This window comes from Candidatus Bathyarchaeota archaeon (genome assembly GCA_029882535.1).
GTDB lineage: Archaea > Thermoproteota > Bathyarchaeia > Bathyarchaeales > SOJC01 > JAOUKM01.
The window spans coordinates 1-16,340 of record JAOUKM010000013.1 but is presented as its reverse complement, the minus strand read 5'-3'; the positions used below and the strand labels follow the sequence as shown (position 1 = coordinate 16,340).

Sequence of the window (16,340 nt, the reverse complement as noted above, 5' to 3'; positions counted from 1 at the left end):
GCCAAGCAAAGGTAAGGACAACAAATGCAAAAGCATTACCAAAACTAGTGCAGTAACAGCCACCACATGCATAAGAGAATGGCTCAATACCCATACACTAAAAACTCTGTAGTTCAACCTTAAAAACTGGCTCTTAACAAAATAACGCTCAACACACGCCTGAAAAATTCTTCTGAACGTGCCATTCACATTTGTGTCTATTAGCTGCCTATTTGGCACCAAATAAAACCTAGACAAAAGACAGGCCGTACACAGAAACTATACTCTACCAACATCCACCTACAAACTCCAAAACTCGAAAGGGAGAAAAGCGCACAAATCTCGCCTTAAACAACCGCCTTCCAAGTTTCGGCACTAATCCTCTAGCATCTGTTCCCAAGTTGCAAACCACAACATGTTCCAAAAAATCCAGAGATTCAACCCCCAGAACATCACGCTTAAGCCTTGCTCTCCTAACAGCCTCTCTCACTCTTTCACCTAAAGCTCCCAAAACAACTAAACGATCAACCCGCGAGTCAATCCAGCGACTGTAAAGCTCTAATTGATTCTCCGTCAACTCCGCCTCAAACCCGTCTGCGCCAGCCTTAACCACCCGAACCTCTAAAGGAAATCCATCTGCCAATCCAAACAACTCAGCAACCCGTTCAAGCGCAAACTTCCTACCATCAACCAACTGTCCCTGCAAACACCGCAGAGGAACAAACACGTAAATGGGCTTTGGCGAAAAAACTCCAACATCCACAGAAATTTTCATTCTACTCCATCCAGAAAATACGACTTTTCCACGTAAAACAGAAAATCGTTTAACACTTCTAATGGTAATCGGAGCTAACCCTAACTCTCTTTCCAAAAAACGAACCGCAACCTTTTCATCCTCACCAGAAATCTCAACTTTGACCCAGCCATTCTCCACTACACTCAAACCAGTTAACTCAACTCTCAGCCCTTCGCATAACCCCTTCAAAACTTCTTTAAGCTCATCTAGGGAACTCTCACCATAAATCTTCTGAAGCAACACAACTTCACACAAAAACGGCACTCCTCTACTTTAAGCAGACTGAAAACTCTTTATGCCACTGCTTCAAACGTTCAACAGAAGTTTCTGGAATGTGCCTATCTCGACAAAATCGCTCAACAGCCACTTCAACAGGCATCCGCATTGAACCTTCAATCAACTTGTCAGCATAAGACACAATACGCTCCTCTAAGGACTCTGGAACGTAACTCTTTACAGGCCACCCCAGTTTCTCAGCCTCACGTTTTGTAATTCCACTACCAACATGCCGTTCGATGATAAAAACCACGGCATCTGGCAAGTTGAAATCCCTTGCAATTTGAGCTCCCACAATGCCATGGTCAACAGTATGAGTTTTTGCTCGTCCAATATCATGTAAAAGTGCGCCAATTCGCACAAGGTCAACATCAACTTCTAAACCCTTCTTCTTGCAAGCTTCAGCTATTTCCACCCCAAAATCCGCCACTACTCCACAATGTTCCACAACTTTCTCTGAACAACCAGCTTGCACTAGGAGTTTCAGCGCCGTCTCCTCAGACGGTAGCCGCCTACTCACTCAACTCCTTCCTTAATTGATCAACCTTTCGAGACAAAACTTCAATAACCTTGCCATTGTCAAAATGCATCATGGGCTTATTACACGTCGGACACCGAAAAATCAGTTCCACTGCTTCTTCAAATGGAACTTGTTTACATCCAGGGGTGCCACAATAGTAAAAATCATGATTTTTCTCATAACTAAGCCGTGCATCCAGCTTCTGCAAAACGTGTCTTTTTTGGTTCAAAATGAACCCTTCAAGCTGATCTGGCTGGAGTTTCCAATGGAATATGAACCAACCTGTGTTTTGGTCTCTTGATCGCCTTAACGACACGAGAGAGTGATCGTACAGCCTGTAAAGTATCTTGCGGACAGAATTCAACCGTATCCCGGTTTTGTTCGCGATTTGGTCATCTGTAATTTCACCTGCATCTTTCAATGTGTACATGATTTCAATAGCATCTTCTTTTCCTAACACTTCTGCAACTTTGACCAATGTCTCATCATCTACGAAAGTCAACATAGGATACCTCTGTCACCAACTAATATACTATCTACATGAAACATAAATCTCTTTATCGAATCCCAATTTGACTTTTAAACTTTACTTTTTCGAAACAACTTTTTTCCCATATTTTTGCGGAACGATTTGTAGTCTGGCTTTTTTGAACGTCTTCTCCAATTCGTTACCTTCAAAATATCGGTCGAGGAAAACTGCAAGACTGGAACACTCAGAATGAGGCTGGTTTCCAACAGCAATGTCAAAATCCGAAATTTCCTTAGAAAAGAATTCGCTTGGAACTTTTTGGCTACCCACAATAACCAGCACATCTTTTCCAGCTGCTTGAATTCGTTGGATTACGTTGCTTGTTTGAATGTTTTCACCATAGGCGGTCAAGTGAACAACTACGCCACCTTTGGCTCTCCAGTCTTTCAAAGCTTTTTTCCATGGAGTACCCATCTGAAAAAAGAAAAACCCGCCCCAGTTCTTGACAACTTCATCTATGGTTTTCTTTATTTTTTCATCTTCAACGTCGGTAAGTATTATTCCTGATGCACCCAGCGCTCTAGCGGTGAGCGCAACATGAGTTGTCAGTCTCTCATCTCTCAGTCGATGTCCCCATCTTAAAACTACAACCTTAGGCAATTTAATCCCAACTATTCTAACTCAACAAGTTCTTTAACAGTTCCACCATACTGCTCTACACGTCCAAGAACTTTGTCAACAAAGCTCGACACTGCCTCGAAGACAACTTTTGCATAATTGTTTTCGTATTTCACGTTTCTCACGTCGGCGTAATTGAAGAGCCATGAAAGAAAGGAGAGAGTTTCGTCTGAAAGTGGGATGGAAAAAGTTACGTGAACATAGTTTTTAAGGCGTTTAGACAGTTCTTGCTTAAGAAGGCTAATGTTTATGCTGTGTAGAGCAGAGATGGGAACAACATTTGAAGCTGCTGCTTTCAATACTTCTGTTCGTTTTTGAATTTCAAACTCTGAGAGTAAATCGATTTTGTTAAGCACAGTTACTATAGGAATCCCGTGAGCTCCAATTCTTTGAATGATGTCTAGGCTTACCGAAACTTTTCTTTCAATATCTTCCAAGGGCTCACTCCCATCTACAATTAGCAGTATCGAATCGGAAAAAATTGTTTCTTCAAGAGTGGAGCGAAAAGCTTCTATCAACGTGAGTGGAAGCCGATCGATAAAACCAACAGTATCCGTTAAAAGGACTCGTTTTCCAAACAACTCTACGATTCGCGTTGTAGTGGAGAGCGTTGTAAACAATTTTTCACTCGTTGGAACAGCTTCTTGAACTAATGCATTGAAAAGAGTGCTTTTTCCAGCATAAGTATAACCTGCCAACGAAACAGATGAGAAACCGAGTTCTCGTCTTCGTTTCCTATGTAAGCCTCGCTTTCCTTTGATTTTTCTCAATTTTTCTTGTATTGTGTGAACTTGCCTTTGCACTGCCCTATGATAGACGTCTACCTCATATGCGCCTAGCCCCATGAAGCCTGGTTGTTCTTCCATTCTTGCAAGCCGAACTTTTTCCTTTGCGTGTGCCAATTCGTAGCGGAGTTTAGCTAGTTGAATTTGAAGCTTAGCTTCCTTTGTTGAAGCTCTGCGAGTGAATATTTCGAGAATTATCTGAAATCTGTCTATGGCTTCTATGCCTGTTTCTTTGGCGAGGTTGTAAGCCTGAACTGATTTGAGCTTATTGTCGAAGATTATTTTCCCAGCATCGTACTTTTTGACTAGTCGTGTAATCTCTTCTACTTTGCCTCTTCCTATCTGAAAACCTGGATCTGCTTTCCGTACTTGCTCAACAGCTGCAACAACGGTATATCCAGCAGCTCCTGCCAGGCTTCCAAGTTCTTTCAAGCTGCTTGGTTCGTTTCTTAGGCGTCGTTGCACGACAATGGCTTTTGTTATTTTTTTGCCTCCGGCTTTTTCTTATTTTTGATTAGATCGCCTAACGTTAGGACTTTTGATGGAGTTGCAGTTAAGAGTCTTTTCGAAAGTTTCTCTTCAGTTGCTGGAACAAGGAGTTTGATTTTTAATGAGTGCTGAAGTTTTTCAGCAAGTTTGTTGTCAGGCGTCATTTTGTGGCTTTCCAACTTTTTGAGCACAGAGATTTTTTCGTTTATTTTTCTACCCAAGTCTTCATGGCTTAATCCTTTCTTTTCCCTTGCTCGGCGTATGCGAACGTCGAAATCGTCAACAAGTTCTAAAGTCGGCTCTAGAGGAGACTGTCGCTTCGTTGAGACACTCAATTTCCGCTTTAGTGGCTTTTTGAGTTTGGCAGCAGATTTACTTGGCTTCGGCGTTTTAATTTCCCAGCTCATTGAGCCGAGCGTTGCACAGTCACTGCATACTACGAGTCGTGCCCTTTCGATTATAGCTTTGTAAGCTTTGCCCCTTATACGACGACCACAAACTTCGCACTGCAAAGCGTTGTCACCTAAACTGTTTTTACATGTCTTTGCTTCTTTATAACTATCACATTAGTAATGGTGTACCTATGCTAGATAATCCTTTACAGAAAATCCGTTCCATTGCTGATTACCAGTTGGGACGAGGAACTGGAAAAACGCTTTTTCCCGACAATGTTGACATTTCTTTCTCTCGAAGAACTGGCAGAATAAGGCATATTTATTTAGATGGTAAACTTTTGGCTACTTTACGCCCTACCGACGGATTTTTTTCGCTAACCCTCGAAGGTGCACGCCGCATCGTGCGGATTAAGCCTCTCCGATTATGGGTTAGGGTTCAAGACGACGTAGCCGACTTCATTGCTAAGGGTAGAAGTGTTTTTGCCAAGCACGTTGTTGACTGTGACGAGGAAATTAGACCAGAAGAAGAAGTGGTCGTTATAGATAGCCAACATAAAGTTTTGGCTGTTGGCAGAGCACTTTTAACTGGAGAAGAGATGAAAGCGTTTAAACATGGCGTTGCTGTTCGTGTCAGACGGGGAGTTGCTGAAAAGAAAAAAGGGGAAGGTTAAGAAGGAGAAGCAAGAAAACTATGTGTGGAGTGAGTGAAAGTTGCGTAGAGGAATGAGTTCACGAGAGACCAAGCGGATGATGAAGCGTATGGGCTTAAGCATGGATGCAATGCCCGACGTTCAACAAGTTGTTTTCAAAACAAGCATAAAAGAAATAATTGTTGAAGAGCCAGAAGTAGCTATGTTAAACCTCAAAGGGCAAAAAGTGTTTCAGGTTACGGGAGGAAAAATCACTGAAAAAGCATTAGTGATTGAAGAAAAGAAGGCGACGATTCCTGAAGAAGACATAAGGTTGGTGGCTGATCAAACTGGGAAAAGCATGGAAGAAGCAAGACAAGCATTAGGAGAAAGCGGAGGAGACCTTGCTAAGGCTATTCTTCTTCTTCAGACAAGATAGCTTAGAATTGTTTTAAAATGTCTTGTTTTTCCATTAGGTAGCCGCAGTAGTGGCATCTTATCATTAGGGGTTCCTGAGATTTTACGTAGAATTTTGGCTGTACCGGTTCGTTGCTATTGGATATGCATGCGGGGTTTCCGCATTTCACTGTTCCGCGTATGATGTTTGGCAGTTTTACGAGTTTTTTGTCGACTACTTTGTAATCGCGGACTATGTTGATTGAGGCGTGGGGGGCTAAGAGCGCTATCTTGTCGACTTCTTCGGGTTTTAGTTCTCTGCCTTCCACTTTAACTATGTCTTTTGTGCCTAGCTGTTTGCTGGGCACATGCATAGCGATTAATACGATTCCATTGGTTCGCCTTGTTATTCCCAGAATTTTTACTACGTCTAATGCATGTCCGCCTGTGATGTGGTCGATGACTGTGCCATCTTTGATTTTTGAGACAAGGAGGGTTGTTTCAGCCATTTATGGTTTGCCTCTTACACAGATTCGTAGAAAGAAGGCTATATGGCTTTTCCTAGCAAAGAAGTTATTTATCACATGCTCAATTTTGTGTTTGGTGTTAGAGGTTGAAGTTTAAGGGACGTGACATTATTTCTTTAAAGGATTTTTCGCGGGAGGAAATTGATTACGTTTTGGAGATGGCTCGAGCTATGGAGCCTATGGCTAGGACTGGCTCAGATTCGCTGCGGGGGAAGATTTTGGCTACGCTGTTTTTTGAGCCTAGCACTCGTACGCGTTTGAGTTTCGAGTCGGCTATGCATAGGTTGGGTGGCTCTGCGATTGGTTTTGCGGAGGCGGAGATTGCTTCTGTAAAGAAGGGTGAGAACTTAGCTGACACTATGCGGGTTGTTGAGAGCTACGCTGATGTGATTGTGGTTCGTCATCCACTGGAGGGGGCAGCTAAGTTGGCAGCTGAGTTTGCTGGTGTCCCGGTTATTAATGGTGGTTCTGGTGCTGAGGAGCATCCGACGCAAGCGTTGTTGGATTTGTACACGATTGTGAAGGAGAAAGAAAGGATTGACGGTTTGAATGTGGCTTTGGTTGGTGATTTGCGCTATGGGCGGACGGTGCATTCGCTGGCGTACGCATTGTCGTTGTATAATGTGAAGTTGTTTTTTGTGTCGCCTGATATGTTGCATATGCGGAGGGAGGTTTTGGAGGTTATTAAGGAGAAGATTAAGGTTACTGAGAAGAGTAGCTTGGAAGAGATTATTGGTGATGTGGATGTGTTGTATATGACTCGTATTCAGAAGGAGCGGTTCCCTGATGCGGCGGAATATGCGAAAGTGAAGGGTTCGTATAGGGTTGATTTGGGATTGTTGGAGAGGGCGAGGAAGGATATGATTGTGTTGCATCCGTTGCCGAGGGTGGATGAGATTGCGCCTGAAGTGGATGGAACGAGTCATGCACGGTATTTTCAGCAAGTTTGGAATGGGATTGTCATGAGGATGGCGTTGCTGGCTTTGATTTTGGGGAAGGTGGAATAGAGGCGTTTTTTGTGTTCGGTGCAGTGACTAGACTGTTCTATTGAACTCCAAATAGCCTTCTATATAAAGGCCTTTTTAGTGTGGATTTAGCTCTGGATCAGAAAGTCTAGCGTTTTTCTAGGATTTCTTTTAGTTTTGTTTTTTCCTGGTGGTAAAGTGGGTGAGAAGTGCAGCAGCTTACGCCTTCTAAGATTTTTGGTGTGTTCCATGCAGGTGGTTTCGAGTTTTTGGCGGTCGGCAACCACATGAGGTAGATTTTGAAGCATTCTCCTTTGTGCTTCAGCTTGTGCATTACTCTAACTGAGTCGAGAGATTTGAAACCAAGCTTCTCCATCTGCCATTTTTTCAGCCAAGGACTCCAATGATTTTCTAATGCTACGGTAGCAAAGCCATCTGCATTCTTTTCGTTTTTCATCATATCAGCGAACAGTTGTTTTCCAAGGAGTCGTCCTTTTACTTTCCTTAATACCCAAATGCAGTTCATCACGATGACGTTATCACCGATTATTGGATAGTAGGATGCTTCTGGTGGGGCGTATTCGATTTGCCCAACAATTCCTTCATTGAAGATTAGAATTTTTTTATGAAATCCCTTAGGAATGGCAGCTTCTAAATATCCACGTCTTTTTCTGTATTTTCTGAAAGGCATAGGTGCGAGACATTTGTAAAGATATTTCTCATACTCGTCGTTTTTGGTTATATCCAAAATCCTAGTTTCGAAGTTCATTTCCAATTACCGTTGCAAGGTCAACTAATAAGTAACGGAATCTACAATTTCTAATTTATGCTCCCTGACCTAGTAATAGCGATTTTCCTAGCAGCATGCCTCGCTATTTTTGCCAGCATAAACCTGCACAACATAACAAAATCCAGCGCAAGTAAACAGGGAGTCAAGTACAAAGCTGAGGTAGAGCGACCAAGCGGACCTATTTTCGCCTTTGCAGCTCTCGGAACAGGAATCTTCTTTCTAGAGTCAGTCCTGTACATCATAATAGTCTTCATGGGGCTTAACACAATCATAAGCAATTCTCTCCTTCAACTTCAATTTCCCTTTGATTCGTGGGTGCAATTAGCAGGTATTCTTGCGACTGCTTTTGGCTACGCTTTGTTCATCTGGAGCGTTCTAGCTAGAGGTAGATATGCTACTTCTTGGGAAATGCCTGAAAAGCAAAAACTTGTGACTTGGGGTCCTTACAGCCATGTGCGTCACCCCTCATACCTTGCCTACTTCATCTTGTTCATCGGTATGTTCCTTACTTTTCTAAACCTGATAGCAGTGATTCCTTTTATTGCAATTCCAGGCTACTTGCATATAGCGACTGTAGAAGAAGAATTGTTAACGAAAAGGTTTGGTGAAGCGTATTTGGAATATCAATGTGCGACTGGTAAATTCTTTCCAAGAGGGAAAAAGGGAGTACCCTGACTTTAATCGCTGAGTTATAGTCTTTCTATTGTATGTTTTAGATTTTGCGCGGCATCTTCCGGCGGCACCACATTAATGTGTACTCCAGTGCTTTTCTCAAATCCTGCCCAAATGCTTAGCTTCGGATAAACCTCAATGTGCCAATGGTAAAACTTGCCTGCTTCTTCGTTTGGTGCTATGTGAAACCCATAATTGTAAGATGGGTCATTTAGAAGCGATTTTAGCCCACCTAAACAAGTTTTCAAAGCTTTGGCCAAATCCTTTACAGTTTTAGGCTGTAAATCCAGTAGTGTTGCTTGATGCTTCTTTGGCACTATCCAAAACTCGAAAGGATGAACTCCAGCCCAAGGTGCAAATGTAACAAAGCTTTCGTTTTCCCAAATGAATCGAGGTCCACTTTTTTCTTTTTCAACTATGTAGCAGAAAACACACATTTCATGTATCTCAAAAAACTTCTTGCTTGCCTTCAGTTCATCACTTGGAATCGTTGGTATTGTGGGCGTCGCAATTATTTGACTGTGGGCATGTGATAACGAAGCCCCAGCATCTAAGCCGTGATTTCGGAAAATCGAAACATACTTCACATAAGGTTTGGAAGAAAGCACCTTCAAACGATCAATATAGCCGTTAATCACGTGAACTAACTGTGAAATCTTCGCGGCAGCAGGATGCTCATTGTGATTCGGCGATTCAATAAGCACCTCATGATGTCCTACCGCTTTGCCCGATTCGAAGCTTTCACCCTTCTCAGGAGGAGAAAAGGCAGAGTACAAATTTGGCACGCAACGAATCAACCAGTTTTTGTGGCGTAAGCCATCTTTATCCTTCTCTTTCACAACTTTTTTTTTGCCTTTCAGGTAGACAAGCATGGCTGGCGGTGTCTTTCGCTCGTTCCCGGGACAGAAGGGACATGAACTCTTATCAACACTCTTAGTAGCCGCTTCTTTCTTAGCAAAATCTGTCGGTCTACGTCCTCTATGAGTAGCGATAACAACCCAACGATTAAGAAGGTAATCTTTCCGAAAGTCATTCAGCAAACAAATAACATCCTGCAACTAGCCAACACTTTTAGCATAAGCCGCTTAATCTTTTTTCTCTTCTTCCTTAACAACTTCACGATAGATGTCTAAGGTTTTCTTCGCTATAGCATCCCAAGTGAACTCTGCCAAAACACGTTTTCTGCCATTTTTGCCAAACATCTGCTTTCTGTTCTGGTTCTGAAGACAACTAGCAATTCCCCAAGCAATGTCCACCGGGTCATTAGGATTAATGTGGAAGCCACATTGCTCAGAACCATCAGCTATTATTATTTCTTTCATACCACTCACTCCGCTGGCGCCCACAACAACAGGCTTCTCCATACTCATAGCTTCCAACGCAACAATTCCAAAAGGCTCATAAAGACTGGGAAAGACCGCTAAATCACAGGCTGCATAATGGGCGATTCGTTCTTCTTCAGACACAAACTCAAAACGAAACTTCACAGCATCTTCAAGCTTGAGACCTTTAACCATACTTTTCAAGTGTTCCTCCATATCTCCTAAGCCAACAATCACAAGCTTCGCGTTAGGAACCTTCTGTAAAACATGGGGCATAGCCATAATAAGCTTGTCAACCCCTTTAATCCACACAAGTCTCCCGATGAAAAGTATCATCTCATCCTTATCTTTAAGCCCGTAGCTTTCTCGTATCTCCTTTAGCTTCGCCTCATCCACCTGCTTGGGAGAATACTTGTCAGGGTCAACTCCATTGTAGCAAACCCTAATCTTCTCTTTTGGGAACCCTAATTCGATCAACTCGCCTTTCATCGCGTTTGAAACGGTAATTACCAAGTCAGCCATCTGTCCGCCACGGTGTTCAATGCTGCTGACGACTTCTGATCCGTTGCCCAAAGTCCGCCCTTTCTCTGTGGAATGAACGTGAAAAACAAGTGGCAGTCCAAGTTCTCTTTTCGCCGTAACGCCGGCAATTACAGAAAGCCAGTCATGCGCAACTAGAACATCATATTTGAAGTCTTCTTTTTTGACAAGTTCGTTAATTATTTTTGAAGCGCTGAGATAGTTGTAAACGAGAATTTTGGAGAAGAACTGTATCCCCCGCCCCCATTTTCTAACGTCTTCTGCAATCACGTCTGGCAGAGAATCTGAGACGTCAATGTGAAGGGGACGGTGAATTTCGATTCCACGCCATAACTCCCTAGTGGGAAGGGCGCCTTTATCATCGTTCATGGTAAACACTGACACGTCGTTTTCTAAGAGAACAAACTTTCTTGTTATCTCTGCTGCATACGTGCCCAAACCCCCAACTATTTTGGGCGGATATTCATAAACCATCACAGCTAATCTCATGGCTTTTCACAGTCCCCGTTTACCTCGATGTTATTTCTATCGCTTAGGCGCGTTATCGCTTATTTACGTTTCCTAAGGCTTCCAACTTCCCTCTTTTTTTGTGTTGTTGATTATGCAGCTTCGGGGTTGTTCTTCTAGGGAGTCCATAAAATCGCTGGTTCAAATCCGACCGATCCACCATGCGCGCGCAAAGTTGCTTATGATGTAAAAGCATGGTAATTTGTAAAAGTTTTTGTAAAAGTTTTGTAAAAATCACCAAAAAGTTCAGACAGCAAAAAAGATAATAGATTCCAAGCCGCACTGTAATTTAGGGAGAAAGAATGAAGAAATCTGCTTCATTTTCAATATTGACTCTAATTTTGATTGCTGGCTTAGCATTGGCATTTGACGTTCAAGAAGTTTTAGCAGAACAAAGAGAGGTTGGAGTTGAAGTTGGTGATTGGGCAACATATGATGTTACAGTCAACTACACAACCAACGACCCTGATCCACCCATACCTCCACCTCCTTTAGGAGCCAGAGAGATAGAATCCTATAAGGCAGAAGTGGAATCGGTATCAGGCACAAACATCACCTTCCAAGTCATAATCCGCTTCAACAATGGAACAGAAACATCTTGGAGGATGGTGACCGACGTCGCGAGCACACTCGGCCATTCATTTCCAACTTTATTCATAGCTGCGAACCTCAGCGCTGGAGATACAATCTACAAGGAACCCCATTCACCAGTGATAAACGCAACTTTGACACGTAGATATGCTGAGGCAGAAAGAAAGGTAAATTACTGGGGCCAAGAGAGCAACTGGACTTCTCCATATCGCAGCATTCAACAGGTCATTGAAATGCATCTTTACTGGGACAGAGCAACCGGGATATGCGACGAGTGGATTGACGAGAGAGAAATCACCAAGTTGGAGCAAGGGTTTGTAACATACATGTTCACGGGTGTGGTGATAAAGGAGACTAACGTTTGGGAAAGAGAAGTCGTGAATGTTGACACGAAATTCTCGCCATCTATTCTGAACTTAAGAAGCAGAGGCACGTGTATACTCGCCTTCCTAAGACTTCCAACAGAATATACAAACCAACATGTCGACATATCGTCAATACTACTGAATGGCACTGTTTCACCAAGAGCTGGGCATAAAACTAAGCAAGCAACGCATTTAATGGTCAAATTCGATAGACAAGCGGTAATAGAGTTAATTCTCACAGGTAGACAGCCTGATAGGTTCGGAACAGTAACATTAACAATAACAGGCTCTCTTAGAGATGGAACACAATTTCAAGGAAGCGACACAATCAAAATAATCATGCGGATTCCTACAAGGGCGTGGAGGTTCTGGAGATACGTAGAAACGCTGCAGATATTTCCAACATGATCGCCTTTTGCCTCAGACCTTTACTTCTCTGCTCCTAATATCTATGTCAATTGGCTAAAATCACACAGCGAGGAATCAACCCTACACAGACACCAACACTTTTTTCTTTTACAAATTTAAAACCTTTTCGCAAGTATATCAAACATGGGAATTGTAACAAATTGCTATGCGCGCGCTTAGACGATAAGCAAATGATGACGTAAGGCTTAAATCTTGACTGGTTTAGATTGACTTGGTGGCGTATTGGGATGAGTTCAAGAAATGAAGAAGAAGAAAAACAAAGAAGAATGAATTGGGCTATTTGGTTACCAATACTTGTTGCAATTATTGGTGCCGCTATTTGGTTTTTCCTTTTTGTGATACTAGATTTTGGGGGATAGAATTCTAGCCCCAAACGATTAACATGCGCGCGCATGCATGCGTTATCGCTTATTTACGTTTCCTAAGTCTTCCAACTTCCCTCTTTTTTTGTGTTAGGTTTCGGGCTTGTTCTTCTAGGGACTCCCCAAATCTTTTAGATGCTTCAGAAGATAGTAGAGTTGTTAAAGAAGGGTGGAGTTTGAGTAGTCCTGAATCCTATAGACTAATTGTTAAGATTTTTTTGAAGTCTAAAGCTAAGCTTTTCAGACTTATCCCTCTCAAATCTGTCATTTCTGGTGAACCCTATGAAATATCGTTCCACATCCAAAACATAAGTGAAGGGATTTTCTAGGAGCAGACTTCAATTATGACATTCTCTGGCCTTCTAACCAATTAGATGGGGAAACGATTATATTGCCACTTCTGAAAAAGAATGGCTCTTACAATACTCCTAGTGTCACTTACAACGCATTGTCAGATGGTTTTGGTTTAGTCTTTATTAGTAAGAGTCCCACAGACAAGGAAGTCTATGTAATAAAAGATGAGAAAGGTAATCTTAGAAAGGTTCTTTTTTATGATGGAAAACGTGTTGAAGACTATATCAAACCCGGTTCTAGCGTAAGTGTCATCAAAGCAAAAACGTGGGAAGAACTCTATGAGCGTTGGGCGTTGATAATTGCAGTGTTCAGCTTATTTGTAATTGCTCTTGAGAAAGTAGTTTCTCTGTGGAATTGGGTATCTTCAATTTTTTAGGCAAAATACCTGCCCTAACACCTTCAATTTGGCCTTATTGTATATCGCCTCGAGTCACCCTCTAAGCATGTCACTGGCCACTCTTGTATCCTCCAATTCGTTCGTGTAGATATTTCTAGTTAGATCTGCCTCTTACAATCAGCATATTGACTGCCAATATGAGAATGCCTATAGAGGTTGCCGCAATCATGAATATCAAGAAATGCTCAATGGGAATCCCGGCGATCGAATTGGTTATCCTATAGGATAGACGGATTGTTTTGTCAAAATTGCCACCAATGGTGTTCTCGAATTTCATAGTGTACGTACCTTCTTCCTGAGCCACGAACGACATGGGGTAAAGCCATCCTGTACCTGCGATTCCACGCTGTTCAAGCGTTGTTCGGTTGCTGGGATCGATAACACAGAAGTTGATCACCCACATTTGTCCGCTCCGTCCGCTTACTCTTGGGGGCATTGCAGACAACCAGATAGAAACGTGCTCACCGGTTTTCAGATTCAATTCCCTCTTAGCACTCTCAGAGAAAGGGAGCACAAAAGTGTCGTGATTCGCAGGATTGCTAACAAGTAGATATGCTAAGACTAAGATCATCAATGCAAGCACAAATAGTAGCACGAGCAGAACATCTCTCTTTCTCAAACCAGTTTTCATAGGTACTCCCCATGCATTTCTTGGAAGAATAGAAGAATTAAAGTTAACTATCCCTCACCCACTACTTGAGATTCGCCTTATCGTAAATTTCTTTCAACATCTTGATTCCCTGAGGTGTATAGTGTTTGGCTAAAACGCCTTTCGGAGCTCTGCCCTACTCACAAACATTTTTAAGAGTTGTTTCTGAAAAGACAAAGAAGAGTTTAGGAAGAATGAGGTTTTATGTCTCTTCTTGATCTGATTCTCAGCCGAAGGAGCATTAGACGCTATGAAAACAAAGACATACCTGAAGAGGTTTTGAAGCAAATTCTTGAGGCTGGCAGACAGGCTCCCTCTGCTGCCAATAGACAGCCTATTCGTTTCGTCGTTGTGAATGATCATGATATGCTAAAGAACTTGTGCGATAATTTGATTAACCGTTTTGTCAAATATGCTCCCGTCGCTATTGTTGGGTGTGCAGACGTAAAATCGCTTTTGACTGGAAAATGGGCTGTTGTTGACGCCACTATTGCAATGCAGAACATTGTTATTGCCGCGTGGACTTTAGGGATCGGTTCATGTTGGATAGGAGCTTGCAACGAAGAAAAAGTGAAAGAATTGCTGAAGATCCCTGATAAATGGAAATTTGTTGCGCTGGTAACCCTTGGTTATCCTGCTGAACAGCCAAAACCAAGAAAGAAGAAATCATTTGAAGAAATGTTTGGCTTCAACAGTTTCTAACCATGTATAGAGCTATCCCGATTTTCTATACAACGTTAGGATAGTACTTTCAAGTTTGCCTTATCATAGATTTCCTTCAACATCTTAATTCCTTGCGGAGTATAATGTTTGGCTAATACATTTCTTGGTACTCTTCCCTGAAAGATGTCAATATATCTGTCTGGAACAAACTTCTTACCCATTTCCTGACTAAAAAAGTGTGTTTGAAGGAAGCCTATTCCTTCTTTTCTACGATCACGTGGTTGTTATTTATATGCACTTTTTAAGGATTTTTACGTTTCCTAAAGACACAATAGGACTGCCAGCATATCAACTAGTTTACTGTTAACTTGGAATGTTGACTAAGAGTCAATTGGAAAAAGAATGTGCTTATCATTAGCCTCTTGATTGATCTTCTATGCTTTGTTCACGCGTGCGCATTGTTTCGATATCGTATACGTGTTTTATAACGGTTTGCAGTATCCTATGATGTTTTTCTTCGTCGCTTGCAACGTGCTCCAACAGCAGTTTTATGCCTTTATCTTCTGTTTCTTTAATCTCCTTCTTCACATGCTCAAGCATCGCTGTTTCCGTCTTGATGTGGTCTTCGAGACTTCTTCTAACGACTAACGGGTCGACATAACTATCTACCAAAGTATCCCAGAGTCGCTTAGCATCCTTTTGACTAATTACATCCAAGATGCCTTCCAAAATCATAGCATGTTTTTCAGAGTCTTTCTGCGTCTCCAACAGCAACAACTTAGCTGCTACGTTACGGATGTTTTTTATCTGCTCATCGATGGTTGTGGCGAAATTCTTCTCTATTTTTATCTGCTCCCTAATGAGCTTTACAAGATTTTCTTCTGGCATGTTATTTTCTTCCCTTTTTAATTGAACTACTCCCTCGCACTATTAAAGCTTAAACATTTTTTGCTTTTCGCTCAAAACGTGTGCTATATATTCAAAATTTATGGACAACCGCTATTCGCTATTCTCCTATTCAAGTGTTTAGGTAAAAACAGCAAAAATCTGAAAAGGCAAGACACACAATAATATAAAGAGGAGAGTAACGATTAATGCGTTTGAACCCTATCAAAAGAACAATTTTGGAAATAATGGCTAAAGAAAGCCAGCCTAGAAAGCCTAAAGACATAGCAAAAAAAGTTGGACTCAACTTTTCTTCATGCATGATGCACATCCTTGGCCTAAAAAAAGCAGGATACGTTTCTTCGCCAGAAAAAGGCTACTACCAGGTAACTGACCTCGCCAGAGAAACTCTGAAACGCAAAGTCAGCAAAGAAGTAGCAGCCTCTCTCCTAAGTCCAGTGACTCCCGAAAAAACATTCTATTTCTACGTAGGAATCAACCAATACTTAGGCTTGCAGGCCAACAGCCTTCCAGACTTTTGCGAAAAGATAAAAACCGCCGACATAAACTCTGTAGAATTCCACTTTTCCCGAAAGGATTTTGAGCGGTGGCTTGAAAGCATAGGAGACCAAGAACTGGCGAAAAAAATGGGAATAATTCGAGAAACGGAAGCCTCAGGAGAAGAACTTCGAAGAATGGTCTACGAAGCTACTAGAACTCGTTGCGACGAGCTGATGAATCTGTCTGAGTCTTCTTAGCAAGCGAAAGTTAAAAAGAAGAAAAAAATTAGGCAGGTTGGAAGTGGTCTTTCAGTTTCTCTACTATCTGAGGTAATGTCGTATACTCCATAGCTTCTGCACTCAAACGTGCGGGCTGAAATTCACCCATCCTGCGAAGTACTCCAGCCAGT

General features: G+C 42.1%; 22 protein-coding genes. 9 read left to right on the top strand and 13 right to left on the bottom strand.

Annotation, left to right across the window (positions count from 1 at the left end; all coding sequences use genetic code 11):
• Positions 1–265 precede the first annotated feature (265 nt).
• The 6 genes from OEX01_04965 to OEX01_04940 all read right to left on the bottom strand — a co-directional run bounded on the left by OEX01_04965 (position 266) and on the right by OEX01_04940 (position 4,504).
• Positions 266–1,030 (bottom strand): DUF2110 family protein, encoded by a 765-nt coding sequence (locus OEX01_04965; GenBank protein ID MDH5448337.1) that lies wholly within the window; start codon positions 1,028–1,030, stop codon positions 266–268.
• A 13-nt stretch (positions 1,031–1,043) separates the two neighbouring features.
• On the bottom strand, positions 1,044–1,571 hold the full coding sequence (locus tag OEX01_04960) for a TIGR00295 family protein (protein MDH5448336.1): 528 nt from the start codon (positions 1,569–1,571) through the stop codon (positions 1,044–1,046).
• Positions 1,564–2,073, bottom strand: a complete 510-nt coding sequence (locus tag OEX01_04955) for a transcription factor (GenBank protein MDH5448335.1) — start codon at positions 2,071–2,073, stop codon at positions 1,564–1,566. The genes OEX01_04960 and OEX01_04955 overlap by 8 nt, the downstream gene beginning before the upstream one ends.
• An 84-nt stretch (positions 2,074–2,157) precedes the next feature.
• Positions 2,158–2,706: a tRNA (cytidine(56)-2'-O)-methyltransferase gene (locus OEX01_04950; GenBank protein ID MDH5448334.1), complete on the bottom strand. Its 549-nt coding sequence runs from the start codon at positions 2,704–2,706 to the stop codon at positions 2,158–2,160.
• 5 nt (positions 2,707–2,711) lie between these two features.
• Complete coding sequence (gene hflX, locus OEX01_04945; protein MDH5448333.1) at positions 2,712–3,968, bottom strand: GTPase HflX; 1,257 nt, start codon at positions 3,966–3,968, stop codon at positions 2,712–2,714.
• Between the two features lie 14 nt (positions 3,969–3,982).
• Positions 3,983–4,504, bottom strand: a complete 522-nt coding sequence (locus OEX01_04940) for a multiprotein bridging factor aMBF1 (GenBank protein ID MDH5448332.1) — start codon at positions 4,502–4,504, stop codon at positions 3,983–3,985.
• 71 nt (positions 4,505–4,575) lie between these two features.
• Between OEX01_04940 and OEX01_04935 the strand changes: the two genes are divergently transcribed.
• Positions 4,576–5,058 (top strand): pseudouridine synthase, encoded by a 483-nt coding sequence (locus tag OEX01_04935; protein ID MDH5448331.1) that lies wholly within the window; start codon positions 4,576–4,578, stop codon positions 5,056–5,058.
• Positions 5,059–5,110: 52 nt separating this feature from the next.
• The gene (locus OEX01_04930; protein ID MDH5448330.1) at positions 5,111–5,455 is read left to right on the top strand and encodes a nascent polypeptide-associated complex protein; all 345 of its coding nucleotides are present in this window, start codon (positions 5,111–5,113) and stop codon (positions 5,453–5,455) included.
• Between the two features lies 1 nt (position 5,456).
• On the opposite strand, the gene pyrI is transcribed toward OEX01_04930, so the two are convergent.
• On the bottom strand, positions 5,457–5,921 hold the full coding sequence (gene pyrI, locus OEX01_04925) for an aspartate carbamoyltransferase regulatory subunit (protein ID MDH5448329.1): 465 nt from the start codon (positions 5,919–5,921) through the stop codon (positions 5,457–5,459).
• A gap of 104 nt (positions 5,922–6,025) precedes the next feature.
• Here pyrI and pyrB point away from each other — a divergent pair, with 104 nt between their 5' ends.
• The gene (gene pyrB, locus OEX01_04920; GenBank protein ID MDH5448328.1) at positions 6,026–6,946 is read left to right on the top strand and encodes an aspartate carbamoyltransferase; all 921 of its coding nucleotides are present in this window, start codon (positions 6,026–6,028) and stop codon (positions 6,944–6,946) included.
• A 106-nt stretch (positions 6,947–7,052) separates the two neighbouring features.
• On the opposite strand, the gene OEX01_04915 is transcribed toward pyrB, so the two are convergent.
• The gene (locus OEX01_04915; protein MDH5448327.1) at positions 7,053–7,673 is read right to left on the bottom strand and encodes a hypothetical protein; all 621 of its coding nucleotides are present in this window, start codon (positions 7,671–7,673) and stop codon (positions 7,053–7,055) included.
• 57 nt (positions 7,674–7,730) lie between these two features.
• On the opposite strand from OEX01_04915, the gene OEX01_04910 reads away from it, so the two are divergent.
• The gene (locus OEX01_04910; GenBank protein MDH5448326.1) at positions 7,731–8,369 is read left to right on the top strand and encodes an isoprenylcysteine carboxylmethyltransferase family protein; all 639 of its coding nucleotides are present in this window, start codon (positions 7,731–7,733) and stop codon (positions 8,367–8,369) included.
• Between the two features lie 14 nt (positions 8,370–8,383).
• Here OEX01_04910 and galT read toward each other — a convergent pair whose 3' ends face one another.
• Both galT and OEX01_04900 read right to left on the bottom strand, forming a co-directional pair.
• A complete protein-coding gene (gene galT, locus OEX01_04905) occupies positions 8,384–9,424 on the bottom strand; it encodes a galactose-1-phosphate uridylyltransferase (protein ID MDH5448325.1) in 1,041 nt (346 codons plus the stop codon).
• Positions 9,425–9,451: 27 nt separating this feature from the next.
• Positions 9,452–10,717, bottom strand: coding sequence for a glycosyltransferase family 4 protein (locus OEX01_04900; protein MDH5448324.1), 1,266 nt, complete (start codon positions 10,715–10,717; stop codon positions 9,452–9,454).
• Between the two features lie 320 nt (positions 10,718–11,037).
• Between OEX01_04900 and OEX01_04895 the strand changes: the two genes are divergently transcribed.
• The 3 genes from OEX01_04895 to OEX01_04885 all read left to right on the top strand — a co-directional run bounded on the left by OEX01_04895 (position 11,038) and on the right by OEX01_04885 (position 13,212).
• Entirely contained in the window at positions 11,038–12,099 is a 1,062-nt protein-coding gene (locus OEX01_04895; protein ID MDH5448323.1) for a hypothetical protein, read from the top strand.
• Positions 12,100–12,347: 248 nt separating this feature from the next.
• Positions 12,348–12,479 (top strand): hypothetical protein, encoded by a 132-nt coding sequence (locus OEX01_04890; GenBank protein ID MDH5448322.1) that lies wholly within the window; start codon positions 12,348–12,350, stop codon positions 12,477–12,479.
• Between the two features lie 394 nt (positions 12,480–12,873).
• The gene (locus OEX01_04885; protein ID MDH5448321.1) at positions 12,874–13,212 is read left to right on the top strand and encodes a hypothetical protein; all 339 of its coding nucleotides are present in this window, start codon (positions 12,874–12,876) and stop codon (positions 13,210–13,212) included.
• Positions 13,213–13,327: 115 nt separating this feature from the next.
• Here OEX01_04885 and OEX01_04880 read toward each other — a convergent pair whose 3' ends face one another.
• Positions 13,328–13,864: a hypothetical protein gene (locus OEX01_04880; GenBank protein MDH5448320.1), complete on the bottom strand. Its 537-nt coding sequence runs from the start codon at positions 13,862–13,864 to the stop codon at positions 13,328–13,330.
• Positions 13,865–14,086: 222 nt separating this feature from the next.
• Between OEX01_04880 and OEX01_04875 the strand changes: the two genes are divergently transcribed.
• On the top strand, positions 14,087–14,584 hold the full coding sequence (locus OEX01_04875; GenBank protein MDH5448319.1) for a nitroreductase family protein: 498 nt from the start codon (positions 14,087–14,089) through the stop codon (positions 14,582–14,584).
• Between the two features lie 375 nt (positions 14,585–14,959).
• Here the strand turns inward: OEX01_04875 and OEX01_04870 are convergent, their stop codons facing one another.
• Positions 14,960–15,433, bottom strand: a complete 474-nt coding sequence (locus OEX01_04870; protein ID MDH5448318.1) for a hypothetical protein — start codon at positions 15,431–15,433, stop codon at positions 14,960–14,962.
• Positions 15,434–15,639: 206 nt separating this feature from the next.
• Between OEX01_04870 and OEX01_04865 the strand changes: the two genes are divergently transcribed.
• Complete coding sequence (locus OEX01_04865) at positions 15,640–16,188, top strand: DUF5752 family protein (protein ID MDH5448317.1); 549 nt, start codon at positions 15,640–15,642, stop codon at positions 16,186–16,188.
• Between the two features lie 28 nt (positions 16,189–16,216).
• On the opposite strand, the gene OEX01_04860 is transcribed toward OEX01_04865, so the two are convergent.
• Entirely contained in the window at positions 16,217–16,339 is a 123-nt protein-coding gene (locus OEX01_04860) for a fructose 1,6-bisphosphatase (protein MDH5448316.1), read from the bottom strand.
• Position 16,340 lies beyond the last annotated feature (1 nt).